Raw genomic sequence first — 18,240 nt, forward strand, 5'->3', positions numbered from 1 at the left:
CATCACGGCCCGGGCGGCGACTCATCGCGCGCTCCAGCCGCCGTCGATGGTCCACGAGGCGCCGGAGACCATCGCGGCCTCCGGCCCCGTGAGCCAGCCCACCAGGGCGGCGACCTCGTGCGGTTCCACCAGCCGCTTCACCGCCGACTCCGCGAGCATGACCCGCGACATCACCTCGGACTCCGCGATCCCGTGCACCCGCGCCTGCTCGGCGATCTGCTTCTCCACCAGCGGCGTACGCACGTAGCCGGGGTTGACGCACACACTGGTGACGCCGTGCTCGCCGCCCTCCAGGGCCGTCACCTTGGACAGGCCCTCCAGCCCGTGCTTGGCCGCCACGTACGCCGACTTGAACGGCGAGGCCACCAGCCCGTGTACCGACGAGATGTTGACCACGCGCCCCCAGCCCCGCGCGTACATGCCGGGCAGCACCGCGCGCACCAGCAGGAACGGCGCCTCCAGCATGATCCGCTGGACCAGCCGGAAGTCGTCCGGCACGAAGTCCTCGATGGGGCTGACCCGCTGGATGCCGGCGTTGTTCACCAGCACGTCGGTCTCCAGGCTCAGGTCGTCGAGCGCCCGGGTGTCGGACAGGTCGACCACCCAGGCCTCGCCGCCCACCTCCTCCGCGACGGCCTTGGCGCCGTCGCCGTCGAGATCGGCCACCGTGACGTGCGCGCCGCGGGCGGCGAGCTCCCGCACGCACGCGGCGCCGATGCCGCTCGCGCCGCCCGTCACCAGCGCCCTGCGGCCCTCCAGGGTCGGGCTCACGAACGGCCCTCCGCGAGCTCCCGCTCGCGGGCCTGGTCCTCGGCGTCCAGGGCGTGCAGGGACGCGCCCTTGGTCTCGCGCAGCGCGAGCGCCGCGATCAGGGTGATGACCGCCGCGATGGCCATGTAGACGGCGGTGGGCCACCAGGAGCCGGTGTTCTTGAGCCACGTCGTGGCGAGGATCGGGGCCAGCGAGCCGGCCACGATGGAGGTGACCTGGTAGCTGATCGAGACGCCGGAGTACCGCATCCGGGTCGGGAACATCTCGGCCATGATGGCCGGCTGCACCGCGTACATCAGGGCGTGGAACAGCAGCCCGGCCATGAGCACGGCGAGGATGACCCAGACGTTCTTGGTGTCCATCGCCGGGAAGGCGAACCAGCACCAGGTCGCGCCGAGCACGGCACCGGCGATGTACAGCGGCTTGCGGCCGATGCTGTCGGCGAGGCGGCCCACGGCGAGGATCACCACGAAGTGGAAGGCGTGCGCGGCCGCGACCACACCGAGGATGCGGGTGGTGTCCATGCCGAGCGCGGTGCCGAGGTAGACGATCGAGAAGCTGACCACGAGGTAGTACAGGATGTTCTCCGCGAACCGCAGGCCCATGCCCGTGAGCACGCCGCGCGGGTAGCGCTTGATCACCTCGAGCACGCCGTAGCCCTTGGCGCCCTCGTCGATCTCGGCCTTCGCCTCCTCGTAGATGGGGGCGTCGGAGACCCGGGTGCGCACGTAGTAACCCACGACGATGACCACCGCCGACAGCCAGAACGCCACGCGCCAGCCCCAGGCGAGGAACGCCTCGTCCGTCAGGGTGGCCGACATCGTGTAGAGCACGACGGTCGCGAGCAGGTTGCCCGCGGGGACGCCGGCCTGCGGCCACGCCGTCCAGCGAGCCCGCTCGGAGTCCTTGCTGTGCTCGGCCACGAGCAGCACGGCGCCGCCCCACTCGCCGCCGAGCGCCACGCCCTGGACGAAGCGCAGGACCACCAGGAGCGCCGGGGCGAGGAAGCCGACCTGCTGGAACGTGGGCAGGCAGCCCATGAGCACGGTCGCCACGCCGATCAGCACGATCGTGAACTGCAGCGTGTACTTGCGCCCGAGCTTGTCGCCCAGGTGGCCGAAGATGATGCCGCCCAGCGGGCGGGCGAGGAAGCCGACGGCGTAGGTGACGAACGCGGCGATGATCGCGTCGTAGGCGTTGCCCGTCTCGGGCATGAGCACCTTGTTGAACACGAGCGCCGCGGCGGTCGCGTAGAGGAAGAAGTCGTACCACTCGACGACGGTGCCGGCCATCGAGGCGGCGACGATGCGCCTGATCAGCGACCGGTCGTCCGGTGCGTGTGTGCCCTGCTGTGCGGACATGCTGCTGCTCCTAGGTGTCGACTCTGACACGGGGTGCGGCCGGCCCGCGCGATCCGCGCAGCCCGCCACCTGTGACTCGCCGAGTGTTCCGGGGAAGCACTGTGCACAGCAATGACGAAGTCGGCAGACGGCATGTGCACGGATGCACACTTGGTAACGTCACGGCATGTCAGCCCGCAACGACCCGCCGGCCGGTCAGGTCGCCGACCAGCTCCTGGTGCTGCTCGCCGTGGCGCGCACCGGCCGGTACACGACGGCGGCGCAGGCGCTCGGCGTCAACCACACCACCGTCGCCCGCAACATCACGGCGCTGGAGCGCGCCCTCGGCGGGCGCCTCCTGGTGCGCGGGGCGGACGGCTGGGAGCTCACGACGCTCGGCCGGCGCGCGGCCCGGGCGGGCGAGGCCGTGTCGGACGCCGTGGACCGGCTCGTCGGGGGCGACGCCGAGGCCGACCCGGTCACCGGCGTGGTGCGCATGACCGCCACGGACGGGTTCAGCGCGTACGTCGCCTCCCCCGCCATCGCCCGGCTGCGCGGCGCGCACCCCGAGCTGTCGGTCGAGCTCGTCACGGTCACCCGCGTGGCGACCCACCACCGCTCGGGGGTCGACATCGACGTCGTGGTCGGGGACCCGAAGGTGCAGCGGGCCAAGGCCGTGCGCCTGGGCGAGTACGTGCTCGGCATGTACGGCTCGCGGGACTACCTGGCGCGGCACGGCACGCCCACCACGGTCGAGGAGATGTCCCGGCACGGCCTGGTCTACTTCGTCGACTCGATGCTCCAGGTGAACGACCTCGACGCCCCGCGCCGCCTCGTGCCGGGCATGCCGGACGCGTTGGCCTCGACCAACGTGTTCGTGCACGTCGAGGCCACGCGCGCGGGCGCGGGGCTCGGGTTCCTGCCCTGCTTCATGGCCGACCGGCACGACGACCTGGTGCGCCTCCTGCCCGACGAGGTCACCGAACGCCTGCCCTACTGGGCCGTGATCCGCAGCGAGTCCTGGCGCCGGCCGGCCGTGGCGGCTGTCGTCCAGGTGCTGGCCGACGAGATGAACCTTCAGCGCGACCGCATGCTCGGCCGGCGCCCGGAGGCCTGACGGCGCTGGACCGTCGCCGGACCAGAGGCGCGGCCCGGCGGGCGGCGCGGAGCTCGACGGGGTGAGGCACACACCGGGAGAGGTGGCCGGGTGGGCTGAACTTTGTCCACCCCGGACCCGTTGAATACGGCCCTGCCAGACAGTCCGGCAGAGCCAGAAAGTCCGTACCCGGGACGAACGGGATTCAGCCCACCCGGCCACCTCCGCAGAAGCGGTGGTCACCCCGCGGCGCTCCCCCGCGACATCTCGATCCGCGGCCGCTCGCCGGGGCGTCGGTCAGCCCTCGACGGTGGTCACCGCGGCCCTCACCGCCGAGATGCCCGGCTCCGCCATGATGATCGTGTAGTGGTTCACGCCGAGCACCTCGCTCGCCGTCAGCCCGGGGAGCCGGCCCAACCACTCGGCGACGGTGTCGGCCGGGTACATGCCGCCGGGCTGGTCGAGCAGGCCGCGCGGCGCCCGCAAGAACGTGATCGGCAGGTTGGTCTCGGCGGCCCAGGCGAGCGCGGCGGGCACGGCGTCGCCCCGTGCGGAGTCGGCCGAGTCCGCGGCGACGGCGTCGGGCGACGTCGCGGGCCGGAGCACCGGCGCGCCCGGCGACCCGGCAACGGCAGTACCCACCGGCGGGTACTCCGCCAGGTCGTAGTCCACGTACTGCTCCACGACGGGGTTCCACCGGGCGAAGGCGGGGTGCGCCCGCCAGAACTCCCGGTACGCCTCGGCGCTCGGGAAGGTCTGGGTCAGCCGCTCGATCGCGGGGCCGAGCAGCGCCCGCACCAGCTCCTCGGGCGTCGCGCCGTCCGGCACCCCCGGCGGCAGCGGGATGGGCAGGCCGCCGTCGACGAGCACGAGCCGGGCCACGAGGTCCGGGTGCCGGTGCGTCAGCACGAGCGACACGAAACCGCCCATGGAGTGTCCGACGACGACCGCCGGCCCGGCCGCGAGCGCCCCGATCACGGCCGCGACGTCGTCGGCGTGCGCGGCCATGCCGTACGGGCCGGGCAGCGTGTTGCTGCGGCCGCGGCCGCGCAGGTCGGGCGCGACGACGCGGCGCCCGGGCAACGCGGAGACGACCGCGGGCCAGGCGCGGTGCGAGGCGGTGATGCCGTGCACCAGCACGATGGCGGGCAGGGGCGCACCGTCGGGGCCGGTCGCCTCGGGCGCCGTCGGCTCCCAGACGCCCACCCGCAGCGCGCCGCCCGCCACCGCCACGTCGTGGGTGGTGTAGGTGTGCGAGCCGGTGGCCTCCACCTGGTCGACGACGCTCATGGACGCTCCTCCCCCTCGCTCCGGCCGGGGCCGGTGCCGCCGGGCGCCAGCGCCCGCTCGATGAACCTCATCGCCTGGTCGAACACCTCGGGCGGGACGGCCGACGTCGGGCCGCCGGGCTCGACGTCGGGGCCCCACAGGACCCACCGCATGCCGACGATCTCGCCGATGCCCATGAGCGCCCACGCGGCCACCTCGGGGTCGATGTCGCCGACCTCGCCCGCGGCCTGCGCCTTGGCGAGCCCGTCGCGGTACCCCTCGACGATCCGCGTGTAGTGCAGGCGCAGCGCGCCCGGCGAGACGAACTCCGCCTGCCGCACGATCCGGTACAGCGCCGGATGCTCGGCCGTGAACTCGAAGAAGGCGCGGAACCCCGCCCGCTCCGCCTCGATCCGTCCCGACGCCTGCGAGGACGCCGCGATCATCGCGTGCCGCACGCGCCGGTTCAGGTCCTCGACCACCTCGTCGAAGATCTCGATCTTCGAGGTGAAGTACAGGTAGAACGTGCCCTGCCCCACCCCGGCCGCCTCCGTGATCTTCACGATCGAGGCGTCGTGGAAGCCGAGCTCGGCGAACACCCGCTCGGCGGCGACGAGGATGCGCGCGCGGGTGCGCTCCCCCTTGGTCATGGGCTGGGAGATGGTGCTCACCGGGCCTCCTTGGCAGGGCGTACGTGGAGCGCCGAGCGCACCACCTTGTTCAGGGACGAGCGTGGCAGGTCCGGGACGAGGTCGAAGTGCCGCGGCACCTTGTAGCCGGCCAGCTCGCGCCGGCAGAAGGCCGCGAGATCCTCCGCGTCGGTGAGCAGCCCGCCGCGCGGCACCACGAACGCGTGGCCCACCTCGCCCCAGCGCTCGTCGGGCACGCCCACCACGGCGGCGTCCGCCACGGCGGGGTGCCGGCGCAGCGCCGCCTCCACCTCGGCCGGGGTGACGTTCTCGCCGCCCGTGATGAACACGTCCTTGAGCCGGTCGACCACGCGGTAGTACCCGTCGGCGTCGCGTTCCACCAGGTCACCGGTGCGCAGCCAGCCGCCCGCGAACGACGCCGCCGTCGCCTCCGGCTCCCGGAAGTAGCCCGCGAACACGCTCGGGCCGCGCACCAGCAGCTCGCCCGTGGCGGTGCCCACGAGGTGCTCGCCGGTGACCGGGTCGGCCACCGCCACCTCGACGTGCGGGTACGGCACGCCGGCGGAGCCGACGCGGTCGCGCGCCACGTCGTCGGGCAGGCAGAGCACGTTGGGGCCCGCCTCGGTGAGCCCGTAACCCTGGGTGAGCGCGACGCCGCGCCGGTGCCAGGCGCGCAGCAGCGGCTCCGGCATGGGCGCGCCGCCCACCACCGCGTGCCGCAGCGAGCTCAGGTCGGCCGCCGCGAAGCCGGGGTGCTCGGCGAGCAGCAGGTAGTTGGTGGGCACGCCCATCATCGTGGTGACGCGCCGGTCGGCGACCAGGCGCAGCACGCGCTCGGGCTCGAAGGTGCGCTCCAGCACCACGGTGGCGCCCGTCCACCAGGCCAGCAGCGGCTGGATGTTCCAGCCGCCCACGTGGAACTGGGGCAGCACCGAGAGCACCACGTCCGTGCTGGTCAGCTCGACCGTCCGGGACAGCGACAGGTTGTTCCAGAAGCAGTTCGCGTGGGTGAGCAGCGCACCCCGCGAGGCGCCGCCCGTGCCGGACGTGAACACCAGCAGCAGCGGGTCGTCGTCGCGCACCACCCGGCCCCGCGCTCCGGCGGACGGCTCCGCGAGCGACGTCCGCCGCGTGGGCGCGGGCACGCGCGCCTCCACGCCGTGCGGCCCGAGCGCCGTGCGCGACGGCGGCAGCGGCAGCCGTTCGAGCGCGGCGTCCGCCAGGGTGCCGCACTCCTCCTCGACGAGCACGAGCGCGGGGTCGGCCTGGTCGAGCTGCGCCGCGAGCTCGTGCGGGGACAGCCGCCACGACAGCGGCGCGAGCACGAGCCCGGCCTTGGCGCAGGCGAAGAACAGCACCACCTGGTCGGAGCTGTTGCCGGTGACGGTGGCGATCCGGTCGCCCGCCACGTACCCGGCGTCGAGCAGCCGGCCCGCCAGTGCCGTGGCTCGCGCGTCCAGGGCGCGATATGTCAGGGTGACGCCGCGGTCGTCCACGGCCACCCGGTCGGGCGTGGCCAGCGCGCGGTCGCGCGGCCACCGGCCCAGCGTGTGCAGGTCGCTCATGCCGCCACCCCCTCGGGCTCGGGCCGGACCGCGGTCCGACGCCGGGCGGCCAGCCGCTCGGCCGCGCCCGCCAGCCCGCCCGGCAGGAAGATCACGACCAGCACGAAGCACGTGCCCAGCAGGAACATCGGCTCCGACAGCGGGATCCGCAGCACGGCCGGCAGCCCGGCCACGGCCTCGGAGTGCGCGAGCTCGGCGAGGCGCTGGTCCAGCAGCGTGTAGAGCACCGCCCCCACGACCGCGCCCCACCGCGACCCGACGCCGCCCAGCACCACCATGACCAGGAGCGTGAGCGTGAAGTCCGCGGTCGACGTCGCCGGCGACGCGCCGGACTGCAGCAGCAGGTACGCCATCCCGACCACGGTCGCGAGCGATGCCGCCAGCACGAACACCACGAGCTTGGTCAGGTACGGGCGGCCGCCGATGATCCGCACGCGCACCTCGTTCTCACGCACGGCCGCGGCCATGTGCCCCGCCCGGCTGCGCTCGATCCACAGCACCACCAGGTAGACCACCAGCAGCACCGCGAGCGCCAGCCAGTACAGGTTGCGGGTGTTGACCACGCCCACCAGGGCGGCCGGCACGCCGTCGGTCGCGAGCGCGAGGCCCTCCTCGCCGCCGGTCAGGTCGCCCTGGTCGCGGCGCACCAGCACGTTGCCCGCCTGGGCGAACGCGAGCGTGACCATCGCGAACGAGATGCCGGTGACGCGCAGGGAGATGGCGCCCACGACGAACGCGAGGGCCACGCCGCCCACCAGTACCAGTGCGGCGGCGGGCAGGAGCGGCACGTCGGTGCGGTCCAGCACGATCGCCAGCCCGTAGATCCCGGCCGCGAAGTAGAGCGCGTGCCCGAAGCTCATCAGGCCCGCCACCCCGAACAGCAGGTGGTAGGACAGCGCGAGCGCCGCCGTCAGCCAGCACAGGGCGAGGAGCTGGAGCGTGCCGGGCTCGTAGGTGTACCCGGGCAGCACGCCCGGCACCGGGAGCGCGAGCAGCGGCAGGCAGGCGAGCAGCACCAGGAGCGCCAGGCCACCGAGGCGGGTGCTTACGCGGTTCATGCGGGCCTCCCCATCAGTCCGGACGGGCGCACGAGCAGCACGAGCGCCAGGAGCAGGACGACGATCAGGTCGCCGGTGTTGTTCAGGTAGAAGTTCGCGAGCTGCTGCAGCACGGCGACGACGACGGACGCCACCGCGGCCCCGGTCAGCGAGCCCATGCCGCCGATCACCGTGACGATGAACGCGAAGATCAGCAGGCTCGCGCCCATGTGCGGGGAGACGTAGTTCAGCGACTGCGTGGCCAGCACGCCACCCAGGCCGGCCGCGGCCCCGCCCACGGCGAAGACGAGCGTGAACGCGCGGCGCACGTCGATGCCAAGTGCCGTGACCATGGCCCGGTTCTCGACGCCGGCGCGGATGATCAGGCCGTACCGCGTGTACCGCAGGAACGCGACGATGCCGCCGAGCACGGCGGCCGCCGCGAGCACGTTGAGGAACGCGGTGTTCGGCACGTGCGCGCCCAGCACGTCCGTGGTCGAGGCGAGCCACTCGGTGCGCGTGACGTTCCGGGGGTTCGGCCCCCAGATCCCCTCGAACAGGGCGACCGTGGCGAGCGAGAGGCCCACGGTGACGAGCACCTGCTCGATGTGCCGGTCGTAGAGCGGACGGATGAGGCCCAGCTCGGTGGCGGTCGCCGCGGCCGCGCCGGTCAGCGCGCCCACCACGAGGCCCAGCAGGAGGCCGCCCCAGGTGCCCGCGCCGACGAGGTTGCCGGCCGCCAGCCCGACGAACGCGCCGAGCGTGAGGAACGACCCGTGCGCGAAGTTCAGCACGCCCATCAGGCCGTAGATCAGGGACAGGCCCGAGGCGACGAGGAAGTACAGCCCGCCCAGGCCGAGGCCCGTGGCGAGCAGGAGGATCAGGGTGCTCATCGGCCGGCCTCCGCGGTGGTCGCTGCTTCCTCGCCGGACGGGTCGTGCTCGCCGGCCGAGACTCCCAGCAGCCGCTGGACCAGGTCGGGGTCGTCGAGCAGGGCCCGCGCCGGGCCCGTGTGCACCACGCGTCCGGCGTCGATGACCACGACGCGCTCGGCCAGCCGCTCGACGACCTGCAGGTTCTGCTCCACGAGCAGCACGGGCACGGTCCGGGCGGCCGCGGCCAGGGTCTCGGCCACCTCGGTCACGATCCGCGGGGCGAGCCCCTTGGTGGGCTCGTCCACGAGGAGGATCCGGTTCTCGTTGAGCAGCGCCCGTGCCAGGGAGACCATCTGCTGCTGCCCGCCCGAGAGCGTGCCCGCACGCTGTCCGGCGCGCCTGACCAGGTCCGGGAACAGGGTGTCGACGAGCTCGCGATGCTCTGCCGTGGAACCGCGGCGTTCCGCGAGCCGGAGGTTCTCCGCCACCGTCAGGCCCGCGAACACCTCGCGGTCCTCCGGCACGTAGCCCACGCCGCGCCGGACGATGCGGTCCGTGCGCTCGGCGTCCACGCGGACGCCGTCGAGCAGCACCTCGCCCGAGCGTTCGATCAGGCCGAGGATCGCCCGCAGGCTGGACGTCTTGCCGACGCCGTTGCGGCCGAGCACCGCGGTGACGCCGGACGCCGGGACCTCGAACGACACGTCGTGCACCACCTGCTGCCCGGCGATGCGCGCCGACAGGCCGCGCACCTCCAGCACGTTCGGCCCGCTCATGCGGCACTCCCCGCGGTCGAGCCGGCCGTCGTGCCCAGGTAGGCGGACTGCACCGTCTCGTCCGCCATGACCTTCTCCGGGACGTCGCAGGTCAGCAGCTCGCCGTGGTGCATGACGGCGACCCGGTCGGCCAGGCCCAGCACCACGTCCATGTGGTGCTCCACCATGAGTACCGTGCGGCCGGAGTCGTTGATGGACCGGATCACCTCGACCAGCCCGGCGACGTCGCCCGTCGCCACGCCCGCCATCGGCTCGTCCAGCAGCACCACCGACGAGTCCATGGCCAGCAGCACGGCGATCTCCAGCTTGCGCTTGTCGCCGTGGGACAGGTCGCCGGCCGCGACGTCGGACCGGTGGGTCAGACCCACGGTGACCAGGTGCTCGGCGGCCTCCGCCGACGCGACGTCGCCGCGCCGGGGAAAGCTCAGGACCGAGAGGCTGCCGCCGAGGCGGCGCTGGGTGGCGAGCCGGACGTTCTCCACGACGGACAGCCGCGGGAACAAGCTCGACGTCTGGAACGTCCGGCCCAGGCCGGCGCGGGCCCGGACGGCGACGGACGCCGCGGTCACGTCCCGGCCCCCGAGCAGCACGCGGCCACTCGTGGCCCGGTAGATCCCGCTGATCAGGTTGAACAGCGTGGTCTTGCCCGCGCCGTTCGGACCGATCACGCCCAGCAGCTCGCCGCGCCCCACCCGGAGGTCCACCCCGTCGAGGATCCGCGCGCCGCCGATCGTCAGCCCGAGCCCGGCCGTCTCGAGGACCGGCTCGCCACCCGCTGCCATCAGTCGGTCGCCTCGGCGGGCGCGACGGCCTCGCCGTCGATGACCTCGACCAGCTCCGGCATCCAGGCGTCGGCGTCCTTGACCAGCTTGGCCTGGTACATCGGCTGGATCAGCGCGTGGTCGGAGGCGCGGACCGTGGTCTCGCCCTTGGGGCCCTCGAACGTATAGCCCTCCAGCGCGTCGACCATCGCCTCGACGTCGCCGGCGCCCTCCTCGATCGCGTGCACGACGAGCTGCGCCGCCACGAAGCCGTCCGGCGTGAACAGGTCGGGCGTGCCGCCGGCCGCCTCGACGGCGTCCAGCATCGCGGTCTCGGTCTCGGTGCCCGCCGCGCCGGGGAAGTAGTGGTTGAGGAAGCTGACCTTCTCGGCAGCGTCGCCGTAGGCGCCGTAGGTGGCCACGTCGCCCAGGCCCGTGACGACGGTGGTCTCGTCGAGCACGCCCTGCTGGTCCAGGCCCTGCCACATCGCGCCCGTCGTGGCGCCGGCCCAGGCCACGAAGACCATGTCGGCCTCGGCGTCGAGCACCTTCTTGGCGAAGGGCGTGAACTCGGTCGCGTCCTCGGGCACCAGCACCGAGGAGACCTCCGCGCCCTGGCCGCCCAGCACGCCCTCGACCGCGGCGAGGTTGCCCTGCCCGAACGCGTTGTCCTGGGCGAAGACGACGACCTTCGCGCCTTCCGGGTCCACGAACGTGCCCGCCGCGGCGACGTCCTGCAGCGACTGCCGGCCGCTGCGGAACGTGTAGCGGTTGATGCCGGTGAGCGTGTCCACGGCCGCGGGACCGGAGACGTACAGGACCTTGTTCTGTTCGGCCTGCTCGGCGAGCGGCAGCGCCACGCCCGAGACGACCGTGCCGCCCAGGATCTGGTAGCCCTTGCCGATCAGGTCCTTGGCCTGCGAGACCGCCTTCTCGGGGTCGCCGGCGTCGTCGTGGAACGTGACGTTGAGCTCGTGGCCGGCCACCGTCCCGGTGCCGTCGGTGGCGTACTCGATGCCCGCCTCGAACCCCTGCTTGTAGGCCGCGCCGTAGGCGGCGAGCGGCCCGGACTCCGAGTAGACGATGCCGACGTCGATCGGCGCCGCGTCCGCGCCGTCGTCGCCGCTGCCGCCGGTGGTCGCGCCGGTCGGCGCGCACGCTGCGAGCGCCAGGCCCGTCACCGCCGCGGCGGCGACGGCCATGAGGGACTTCCTCGTCCGCATGACTCTGCCCTTCTTCGGGTGGTCGCCGCTCGTGGGGTGCGGGCTACGTCGCCCAAACCTGAGAGGCGATTCAGGTTGCGGAGATAGTGGACGAGACGGGCATCTCGTGTCAACCCATCCGCCCGCGGAACCGGCCGGGTGAACTATTGACAGGTGATTCAGGTCGCACCTAATGTCCGCAGATGTCCGGCTGACCCCGCGCATCGGAGCGCCTCGGGCAGCACGACCTCAACGTGGAGGTTCGCATGACACACCCGTCCCCGCGCCCGCCCGGCCGACCCGGCCGCCGTGCGCTCGTCTGGATCGCGGCCGTCGCCGTGGCGCTCGTCCCGCCCGCGGCGGCCGCCGTCGCGAGCACGACCGCGGCCGCCCAGCCCGGCGCGCCCACCGCCGTCGAGCAGGTCGCCGCGGCCGGCGCCTGGTCGTCCCGCACGGCGGGCGGCATGACCACGCAGCTCTACGTGCCGACCTCGGAACCCGCGCTGGCGGCCGGGCGGGCGCTGATGATCAACCTGCACGGCTGCGTGCAGACGTCGACCAACCTCAAGAACGGCGGCAACTGGACCACGACGGCCGACGAGCACGGCATGGTCGTGGCCGTCCCAGCGGCGCCGAACGGCGGCGTGCTGCTCGGCTGCTGGGACTACTACGACACCTCGCACTCGCGGGCCAACCCGGCGCGGCACGACGACAACCTGCTGCAGCTCGTCGACGACCTGCTCGGGGACGCCTCGCTCGGGATCGACCCCAACCAGGTGTACCTCTCCGGGCTCTCCTCCGGCGGCGGCGAGACCATGGTCATGGGCTGCCTCGCGCCCGACGTCTTCGCGGGGATCGGCATCAACGCCGGCCCCACGGTCGGTACGACGTCCGGCCAGATCGGGTCGGTGGCGACCACGCAGGCGCAGGCCACCACCGTCTGCCGCAACTTCGCCTCGACCGGGTCGCCGGGCTTCGGCACGCAGGTGACGTCGGTGGTGTACGGGTCGTCCGACACGACCGTCGCGACGGGTTACAACACGCTGAACGCGCAGGTCATGGCCGGTATCTACGGCGCCTCCAGCCAGTCGTCGTTCTCGCTGGCGGGCCTGCCCGGTACGAACACCGCCGGCAGCGGAACGCTGTGGTCCGACGCCGCGGGGCCCCGCGTCTCCCTCATCGCCAACACGAACGTGGGCCACGCGTGGCCGGCCGGCGGCGGGCCGGGCGGCTCGTACATCTCGACGAGCTCGGTGAACTACCCCGCGTACGTGACGGACTTCTTCTTCGACAACAACCGGCGGGTGGACCGGTCGGCCGAGCCCACCGACCCGCCGACGGACCCGCCCACCGACCCGCCCACGGACCCGCCGGGCCTGTTCTGCGGCGCGGCCACGAACGCCCAGCACCAGGCCGCGGGCCGGGCCACGTCGTACGGCATCGACCCGTACAACCCGTTCTACGCCGTCGGCTCCCTGGACTATCTCGGCCAGGGGAACGCGACCGTGACGACCCTGCGGGAGACGTCGGAGGGGGTGTACGACCTGGTCACGGGCTGCTGACGCAGCGCTGCCGAATCCGCTCAGCCCTCGGGGGCGTGCCTTTCCAGGAACGTGTAGACCTCCGTGGTCTCCACGCCCGGGTACGCGCCCGAGGGCATCGCGGCGAGCATCGACGCGTGCGGCCGGGCGGAGGGCCAGGCGAAGTCGCCCCACTTCTCGGTCAGGTCCGCGGGCGGACGCCGGCAGCACGACTCGTCGGGGCACCGCGAGGCCGACCGGACCGTCGTCTCGCGGCCGGAGAACCACTTGACGTGCGCGAACGGCACGCCGACCGACACCGAGAAGGCGCCGTCCGACGTGTTCTCCACGCGCGAGGTGCACCAGTACGTGCCCGACGGCGTGTCCGTGTACTGCGCGTACGGGTTGAACCGGTCCTCGACGTCGAACACCTGGCGCGCCGTCCACTGCTTGCACACGTGCTGGCCCTCGACGGCGCCCAGGGCGTCCGAGGGGAACCGCACGCCGTCGTTCTCGTACGCCTTGTGCAGGATCCCCGACTCGTGGACCTTCATGAAGTGCACCGGGATGCCGAGGTGCCGCGTGGCGAGGTTCGTGAACCGGTGCGCGGCGGTCTCGAACGACACCCCGAACGCGTCGCGCAGGTCCTCGATCGCGATGGAGCGCTCGTCCTTGGCGTCGCGCAGGAACTTCACGCCCGGCTTCTCCGGCACCATCAGGGCCGCCGCGAGGTAGTTGGCCTCGACCCGCTGGCGCAGGAACTCGCCGTAGTGGCCCGGCTCGGTGTGGTCGAGCACGTGCGAGGCGAGCGCCTGGAGCAGCGCCGATCGGGTGTTCGAGCGGCCACGGAACCCCTTGGACGGCAGGTAGACGCGGCGGTTGCGGGTGTCGATCACCGACCGCGTCGAGTGCGGCAGGTCGCTCACGTAGTGCAGGGTGAAGCCCAGGTGCGCGGCGATCTCCGCGGCCATCCGCTGCGGCAGCGGCCCGGAGGTGTGCCCCACGTCGGCGAGCAGCTCCTTGGCGACCTGCTCCAGCTCGGGCAGGTAGTTGTCCTTGGCGCGCATGTCGTCGCGGAGCTCGCCGTTGGCCCGGCGCGCCTCCTCGGGGGTGGCCGCACGCTCGGTGTGCAGGCGCTCCAGCTCCCGGTGCAGCGCCAGGATGGTGCCGAGCGCGTCGGTGGGCAGCGACTTGCCGATCCGCACGCCGTCGATCCCGAGCGACGCGAACAGCGGGCCGCGCTGCACCCGCTCCAGCTCGATCTCCAGCGCGTCCCGCTCCGACGGCGGCTCGGCCGACAGGAGGTCGTCCACCCCGGCGCCGAGCGCCCGGGCGATGGCCTGGAGCTGGGAGAACTTGGGCTCCCGCTTCCCGTTCTCCAGCGTGCTGACCTGCGACGGGGCGCGGTCGATCGCGCCGGCGAGGTCTTCGAGCGTCATGCCCTTGCTCGTCCGCAGGTAGCGGATGCGCCGGCCGATCGTGAGCGCGTCCGGCTCGCCGTCCGCCGTCGGGCCGCCTGCGGCACCCGCCGCCGCGCCAGGCGCGGGGCGCGCCACCGGACGGCGCGTGGCGCCCGCCGCCTGCCGGCGCGGCTGACCGCTCTGCCCGCTCTGCGGGGAACGCGAGGATGCCGCGTTTCGGGCGGTTCCGCGATTCTCGGTGCTTCCTGCCATGCCAGAGGGTGACATAGGCAAAGGCTTCCGATCAACAGAAGAACACGAAAACTTCTGCGCGGATCTGCTTGAGCAGGGGGTCGCGGAGGGCAGATGGTCGTAACACGTCACCGGCAGACGCGGTGACAACGTTCCGTCCCGAGAAGGAGACCCGCCATGAGCGCACCCACGATCGACCACACGTCCGAGGCGACCACGTCCGCGACGACCGCGGTGCCGGCGCAGGCCTCCGTGCGCGCCGGGGACCAGATCCAGACGGCCGCAGAGCTGCAGCAGTCCTGGGACACCGATTCCCGCTGGGCCGGCATCGAGCGCAGCTTCACCGCCGAGGACGTCGTCGCCCTGCGCGGCTCGGTCGGCGAGGAGAGCACCCTCGCCCGCCGCGGCGCCGAGCGCCTGTGGCGCCAGCTGCACGAGGAGGACTACATCAACGCCCTCGGCGCGCTGACCGGCAACCAGGCGGTGCAGCAGGTCAAGGCCGGCCTGCAGGCCATCTACCTCTCCGGCTGGCAGGTCGCCGGCGACGCGAACCTCTCGGGGCAGACCTACCCCGACCAGTCGCTCTACCCGGCCAACTCCGTGCCCGCCGTGGTCCGCCGCATCAACAACGCCCTGCTGCGCGCCGACCAGATCGACGTCGCCGAGAACGGCACCCCCACCCGCGACTGGCTCGCCCCGATCGTGGCCGACGCCGAGGCCGGCTTCGGCGGCCCGCTCAACGCGTACGAGCTGATGAAGTCGATGATCCAGTCGGGCGCCGCGGGCGTGCACTGGGAGGACCAGCTCGCCTCGGAGAAGAAGTGCGGCCACCTGGGCGGCAAAGTGCTCATCCCCACCCAGCAGCACGTGCGCACGCTCAACGCCGCGCGGCTCGCGGCCGACGTCGCCGACGTCCCGTCCATCGTGATCGCCCGGACCGACGCCGAGGCGGCGACCCTGATCACCTCGGACGTCGACGAGCGTGACCGCCCCTTCATCACCGGCGAGCGCACCAACGAGGGCTTCTACAAGGTGACCAACGGCATCGAGCCGTGCATCGCCCGCGCCAAGGCCTACGCGCCCTACTCCGACCTGATCTGGATGGAGACCGGCACGCCCGACCTGGAGCTGGCCCGCACGTTCGCCGAGGCCGTCAAGGCCGACTTCCCCGACCAGATGCTGAGCTACAACTGCTCGCCGTCGTTCAACTGGAAGAAGCACCTCGACGACGACACGATCGCGAAGTTCCAGCGCGAGCTGGGCGCGATGGGGTTCACGTTCCAGTTCATCACCCTGGCCGGCTTCCACGCCCTGAACTACTCGATGTTCGACCTCGCCCACGGGTACGCCCGCGAGCAGATGTCGGCGTACGTGAAGCTGCAGGAGCTGGAGTTCGCCGCCGAGGAGCGCGGCTACACCGCCACGCGGCACCAGCGCGAGGTCGGCACCGGCTACTTCGACCGCGTCGCCACCGCGCTCAACCCGGACTCGGCGACCACCGCCCTGGCCGGCTCGACCGAGGCGGCGCAGTTCTGATGACCGCCACCATCGACACCCGCGCCCAGGGCACCAGCCCCTACGACGCCGACGCCGGCCTGGCCGGGATCGGCACCCCGCCGGCGGCCCGCACCGGGTCCGCCACGGCGCCCCGCACCGCGTCCACCCCGTCGACCCCCGCTCCCACGCAGGCGCCCGCCCCGGCTCCCGCGCCCCGGAGCTCGGCCCCCAGCACGCTGCCGAACGGCGGGGTGGGCGCCTCGGGGACCGGCGCCCGCCGGGGCGTGATCACCGTGACCGCGGCCGTCGGGCCGCGGTACGGCGAGATCCTGACGCCGGAGGCCCTGGCGTTCCTCGCCCTGCTCCACGACCGGTTCGACGCCCGCCGCGACGAGCTGATCGCGCAGCGCCAGCTGCGCCGCCAGGACATCGCCGACGGCAGCGACCCGGACTTCCGGGCCTCGACGCGGCCGGTGCGGGACGACCCGGACTGGCGGGTGGCCGGATCGCGCAACGCGCCCGGCCTGGAGGACCGGCGCGTCGAGATCACGGGTCCCACCGACCCGAAGATGACCATCAACGCGCTCAACTCGGGCGCCCGGTGCTGGCTGGCCGACGCCGAGGACGCGTCCAGCCCCACGTGGCCCAACGTGATCGAGGGGCAGCTCGCGCTGCACGACGCCATCCGCGGCACGCTCAGCTTCACGAACGAGGGCGGCAAGGAGTACACGCTGCGGTCGGCCGACCTCGTGGACCTCCCGACCATCGTGTTCCGCCCGCGCGGCTGGCACCTCGACGAGGCGCACCTGCGGTACACGGACGCGAACGGCATCACGAGCAGCACGCTCGGCAGCCTCGTGGACTTCGGTCTCTACTTCTTCCACAATGCCGCCGAGCTCGTCGCCCGCGGCCGTGGCCCGTACTTCTACCTGCCCAAGCTCGAGGGCTACCGGGAGGCGCGGCTGTGGAACGAGGTCTTCGAGGTGGCGCAGGACGCGCTCGGCATCCCGCGCGGCACCGTGCGCGCCACGGTGCTCATCGAGACGCTCGCCGCGGCGTTCGAGATGGAGGAGATCCTCTACGAGCTGCGTGACCACTGCGCCGGGCTGAACGCCGGCCGCTGGGACTACCTGTTCTCGGTGATCAAGTGCTTCCGCACGCGCGGCGACTCGTACGTGCTGCCCGACCGCGCCCAGGTCACCATGACGGCGCCGTTCATGCGCGCGTACACCGAGCTGCTGGTGGCCACCTGCCACAAGCGCGGCGCGCACGCCATCGGCGGCATGAGCGCGTTCATCCCCGACCGCCGCAACCCGGAGGTCACGCGGCAGGCGTTCCAGCAGGTCGCCGTGGACAAGAAGCGCGAGGCCGGCGACGGCTTCGACGGCACCTGGGTGGCCCACCCCGACCTCATCCCGGTGGCCGAGGCCGAGTTCGACGCCGTGCTCGGCGACGCGCCGAACCAGGTCACCCGCCTGCGGCCCGACGTCGCCGTGGGGCAGCACGAGCTGCTCGACGTCGCGTCGGCGCGGCGGGCCGGGGCGACCGTGACGTCCGCCGGGCTGCGCTCGAACGTCTCGGTGGCCGTGCGCTACCTCGACGCGTGGCTCCGCGGTACCGGGGCCGCCGCGCTGGACAGCCTCATGGAGGACGCCGCCACCGCGGAGATCTCCCGGTCCCAGGTCTGGCAGTGGATCGCGTCGGGCACCGTGACCGATGACGACCGGCAGCCCGTGACCCGGGAGCGCGTCGAGGCCATCCTGCTCGACGTCGTGGCCTCGCTGCCGCACGGCCACGGCAACCGGATCGACGACGCGGCCGAGATCTTCCGCGCCGTCGCTCTCGAGGACGACTTCCCGGCGTTCCTCACGAGCCCGGCCTACCAGGGGCACCTGGTGGGCTCGCCCGTCGACCGGCCGTAGCCGGTCGACCTCAGGCTGGGACGCCCCGCTGTGGCGGGGCGTCCCTTCCACCGCCCGACGCCGTGCCGGTCGCCGCTCTCTCGGCGCCCCACCACCCCTGGGGTGAGACCGGCGCGGCGTCGGGCACTCTCACGGGGCGCCGCGTGGGCGCCGGGTGGGGTGGCGCGCGGGTGGCGCCGGGGTGGGGCCGGCAAGCGCGACATTCCGGTTGTTGCACACACCGTCAGTAGCGCTACCCTGGGCGTTCTTCGACGGACGGCAGCGGGTCTCCGGACCGCTCCGCTGCCCCGACCGGTCGGCGGGCGGA

Annotated in this window: 15 protein-coding genes; 4 read left to right on the plus strand and 11 right to left on the minus strand. The window is 73.1% G+C overall.

The annotated features are described in order from the left end of the window. Positions 1–21: 21 nt before the first annotated feature. Complete coding sequence (locus AB0I29_RS08530) at positions 22–771, minus strand: 3-hydroxybutyrate dehydrogenase (RefSeq protein ID WP_285102634.1); 750 nt, start codon at positions 769–771, stop codon at positions 22–24. Beyond that, the gene (locus AB0I29_RS08535) at positions 768–2,132 is read right to left on the minus strand and encodes an MFS transporter (RefSeq protein WP_357480327.1); all 1,365 of its coding nucleotides are present in this window, start codon (positions 2,130–2,132) and stop codon (positions 768–770) included. Before AB0I29_RS08535 ends, AB0I29_RS08530 begins: the two co-directional genes overlap by 4 nt. Positions 2,133–2,298: 166 nt before the next feature. Here AB0I29_RS08535 and AB0I29_RS08540 point away from each other — a divergent pair, with 166 nt between their 5' ends. Beyond that, on the plus strand, positions 2,299–3,228 hold the full coding sequence (locus tag AB0I29_RS08540; RefSeq protein WP_285102631.1) for a LysR family transcriptional regulator: 930 nt from the start codon (positions 2,299–2,301) through the stop codon (positions 3,226–3,228). Positions 3,229–3,504: 276 nt separating this feature from the next. Here AB0I29_RS08540 and AB0I29_RS08545 read toward each other — a convergent pair whose 3' ends face one another. From AB0I29_RS08545 to AB0I29_RS08580, 8 genes are read right to left on the minus strand one after another with little or no spacing between them, the layout of a single operon-like run. Beyond that, positions 3,505–4,497, minus strand: a complete 993-nt coding sequence (locus AB0I29_RS08545; RefSeq protein ID WP_357480331.1) for an alpha/beta fold hydrolase — start codon at positions 4,495–4,497, stop codon at positions 3,505–3,507. Continuing rightward, positions 4,494–5,126 (minus strand): TetR/AcrR family transcriptional regulator, encoded by a 633-nt coding sequence (locus AB0I29_RS08550; protein ID WP_357480704.1) that lies wholly within the window; start codon positions 5,124–5,126, stop codon positions 4,494–4,496. Before AB0I29_RS08550 ends, AB0I29_RS08545 begins: the two co-directional genes overlap by 4 nt. A 17-nt stretch (positions 5,127–5,143) precedes the next feature. Further along, on the minus strand, positions 5,144–6,691 hold the full coding sequence (locus tag AB0I29_RS08555) for an AMP-binding protein (protein ID WP_357480334.1): 1,548 nt from the start codon (positions 6,689–6,691) through the stop codon (positions 5,144–5,146). Next, positions 6,688–7,749 (minus strand): branched-chain amino acid ABC transporter permease, encoded by a 1,062-nt coding sequence (locus AB0I29_RS08560; RefSeq protein WP_357480337.1) that lies wholly within the window; start codon positions 7,747–7,749, stop codon positions 6,688–6,690. Before AB0I29_RS08560 ends, AB0I29_RS08555 begins: the two co-directional genes overlap by 4 nt. Next, a complete protein-coding gene (locus tag AB0I29_RS08565; protein ID WP_285102627.1) occupies positions 7,746–8,621 on the minus strand; it encodes a branched-chain amino acid ABC transporter permease in 876 nt (291 codons plus the stop codon). Before AB0I29_RS08565 ends, AB0I29_RS08560 begins: the two co-directional genes overlap by 4 nt. Beyond that, entirely contained in the window at positions 8,618–9,379 is a 762-nt protein-coding gene (locus AB0I29_RS08570) for an ABC transporter ATP-binding protein (protein ID WP_357480341.1), read from the minus strand. Before AB0I29_RS08570 ends, AB0I29_RS08565 begins: the two co-directional genes overlap by 4 nt. Beyond that, a complete protein-coding gene (locus tag AB0I29_RS08575) occupies positions 9,376–10,161 on the minus strand; it encodes an ABC transporter ATP-binding protein (RefSeq protein WP_357480344.1) in 786 nt (261 codons plus the stop codon). Before AB0I29_RS08575 ends, AB0I29_RS08570 begins: the two co-directional genes overlap by 4 nt. Then, positions 10,161–11,342: a substrate-binding domain-containing protein gene (locus AB0I29_RS08580; protein WP_357480346.1), complete on the minus strand. Its 1,182-nt coding sequence runs from the start codon at positions 11,340–11,342 to the stop codon at positions 10,161–10,163. Before AB0I29_RS08580 ends, AB0I29_RS08575 begins: the two co-directional genes overlap by 1 nt. A 266-nt stretch (positions 11,343–11,608) precedes the next feature. Here AB0I29_RS08580 and AB0I29_RS08585 point away from each other — a divergent pair, with 266 nt between their 5' ends. Further along, the gene (locus tag AB0I29_RS08585) at positions 11,609–12,904 is read left to right on the plus strand and encodes a PHB depolymerase family esterase (RefSeq protein WP_357480349.1); all 1,296 of its coding nucleotides are present in this window, start codon (positions 11,609–11,611) and stop codon (positions 12,902–12,904) included. 20 nt (positions 12,905–12,924) lie between these two features. On the opposite strand, the gene AB0I29_RS08590 is transcribed toward AB0I29_RS08585, so the two are convergent. After that, positions 12,925–14,418: a helix-turn-helix transcriptional regulator gene (locus tag AB0I29_RS08590; RefSeq protein WP_285102622.1), complete on the minus strand. Its 1,494-nt coding sequence runs from the start codon at positions 14,416–14,418 to the stop codon at positions 12,925–12,927. Between the two features lie 273 nt (positions 14,419–14,691). On the opposite strand from AB0I29_RS08590, the gene aceA reads away from it, so the two are divergent. Next, entirely contained in the window at positions 14,692–16,050 is a 1,359-nt protein-coding gene (gene aceA, locus AB0I29_RS08595; RefSeq protein ID WP_357480352.1) for an isocitrate lyase, read from the plus strand. Continuing rightward, on the plus strand, positions 16,050–17,933 hold the full coding sequence (gene aceB / locus AB0I29_RS08600; protein WP_357480355.1) for a malate synthase A: 1,884 nt from the start codon (positions 16,050–16,052) through the stop codon (positions 17,931–17,933). Before aceA ends, aceB begins: the two co-directional genes overlap by 1 nt. Positions 17,934–18,240 lie beyond the last annotated feature (307 nt).

It is taken from the genome of Promicromonospora sp. NPDC050262, from assembly GCF_040655935.1.
In the GTDB taxonomy this organism is placed as follows: Bacteria; Actinomycetota; Actinomycetes; order Actinomycetales; family Cellulomonadaceae; genus Promicromonospora.

Excerpts from the sequence above, each read along its gene's own strand:
- AB0I29_RS08535 (WP_357480327.1), bottom strand. The coding sequence starts at position 2,132 with ATGTCCGCACAGCAGGGCACACACGCACCGGACGACCGGTCGCTGATC.
- AB0I29_RS08540 (WP_285102631.1), top strand. The coding sequence starts at position 2,299 with ATGTCAGCCCGCAACGACCCGCCGGCCGGTCAGGTCGCCGACCAGCTC.
- AB0I29_RS08545 (WP_357480331.1), bottom strand. The coding sequence starts at position 4,497 with ATGAGCGTCGTCGACCAGGTGGAGGCCACCGGCTCGCACACCTACACC.
- AB0I29_RS08550 (WP_357480704.1), bottom strand. The coding sequence starts at position 5,126 with ATGACCAAGGGGGAGCGCACCCGCGCGCGCATCCTCGTCGCCGCCGAG.
- AB0I29_RS08555 (WP_357480334.1), bottom strand. The coding sequence starts at position 6,691 with ATGAGCGACCTGCACACGCTGGGCCGGTGGCCGCGCGACCGCGCGCTG.
- AB0I29_RS08560 (WP_357480337.1), bottom strand. The coding sequence starts at position 7,749 with ATGAACCGCGTAAGCACCCGCCTCGGTGGCCTGGCGCTCCTGGTGCTG.
- AB0I29_RS08565 (WP_285102627.1), bottom strand. The coding sequence starts at position 8,621 with ATGAGCACCCTGATCCTCCTGCTCGCCACGGGCCTCGGCCTGGGCGGG.
- AB0I29_RS08570 (WP_357480341.1), bottom strand. The coding sequence starts at position 9,379 with ATGAGCGGGCCGAACGTGCTGGAGGTGCGCGGCCTGTCGGCGCGCATC.
- AB0I29_RS08575 (WP_357480344.1), bottom strand. The coding sequence starts at position 10,161 with ATGGCAGCGGGTGGCGAGCCGGTCCTCGAGACGGCCGGGCTCGGGCTG.
- AB0I29_RS08580 (WP_357480346.1), bottom strand. The coding sequence starts at position 11,342 with ATGGCCGTCGCCGCCGCGGCGGTGACGGGCCTGGCGCTCGCAGCGTGC.
- AB0I29_RS08585 (WP_357480349.1), top strand. The coding sequence starts at position 11,609 with ATGACACACCCGTCCCCGCGCCCGCCCGGCCGACCCGGCCGCCGTGCG.
- aceA (WP_357480352.1), top strand. The coding sequence starts at position 14,692 with ATGAGCGCACCCACGATCGACCACACGTCCGAGGCGACCACGTCCGCG.
- aceB (WP_357480355.1), top strand. The coding sequence starts at position 16,050 with ATGACCGCCACCATCGACACCCGCGCCCAGGGCACCAGCCCCTACGAC.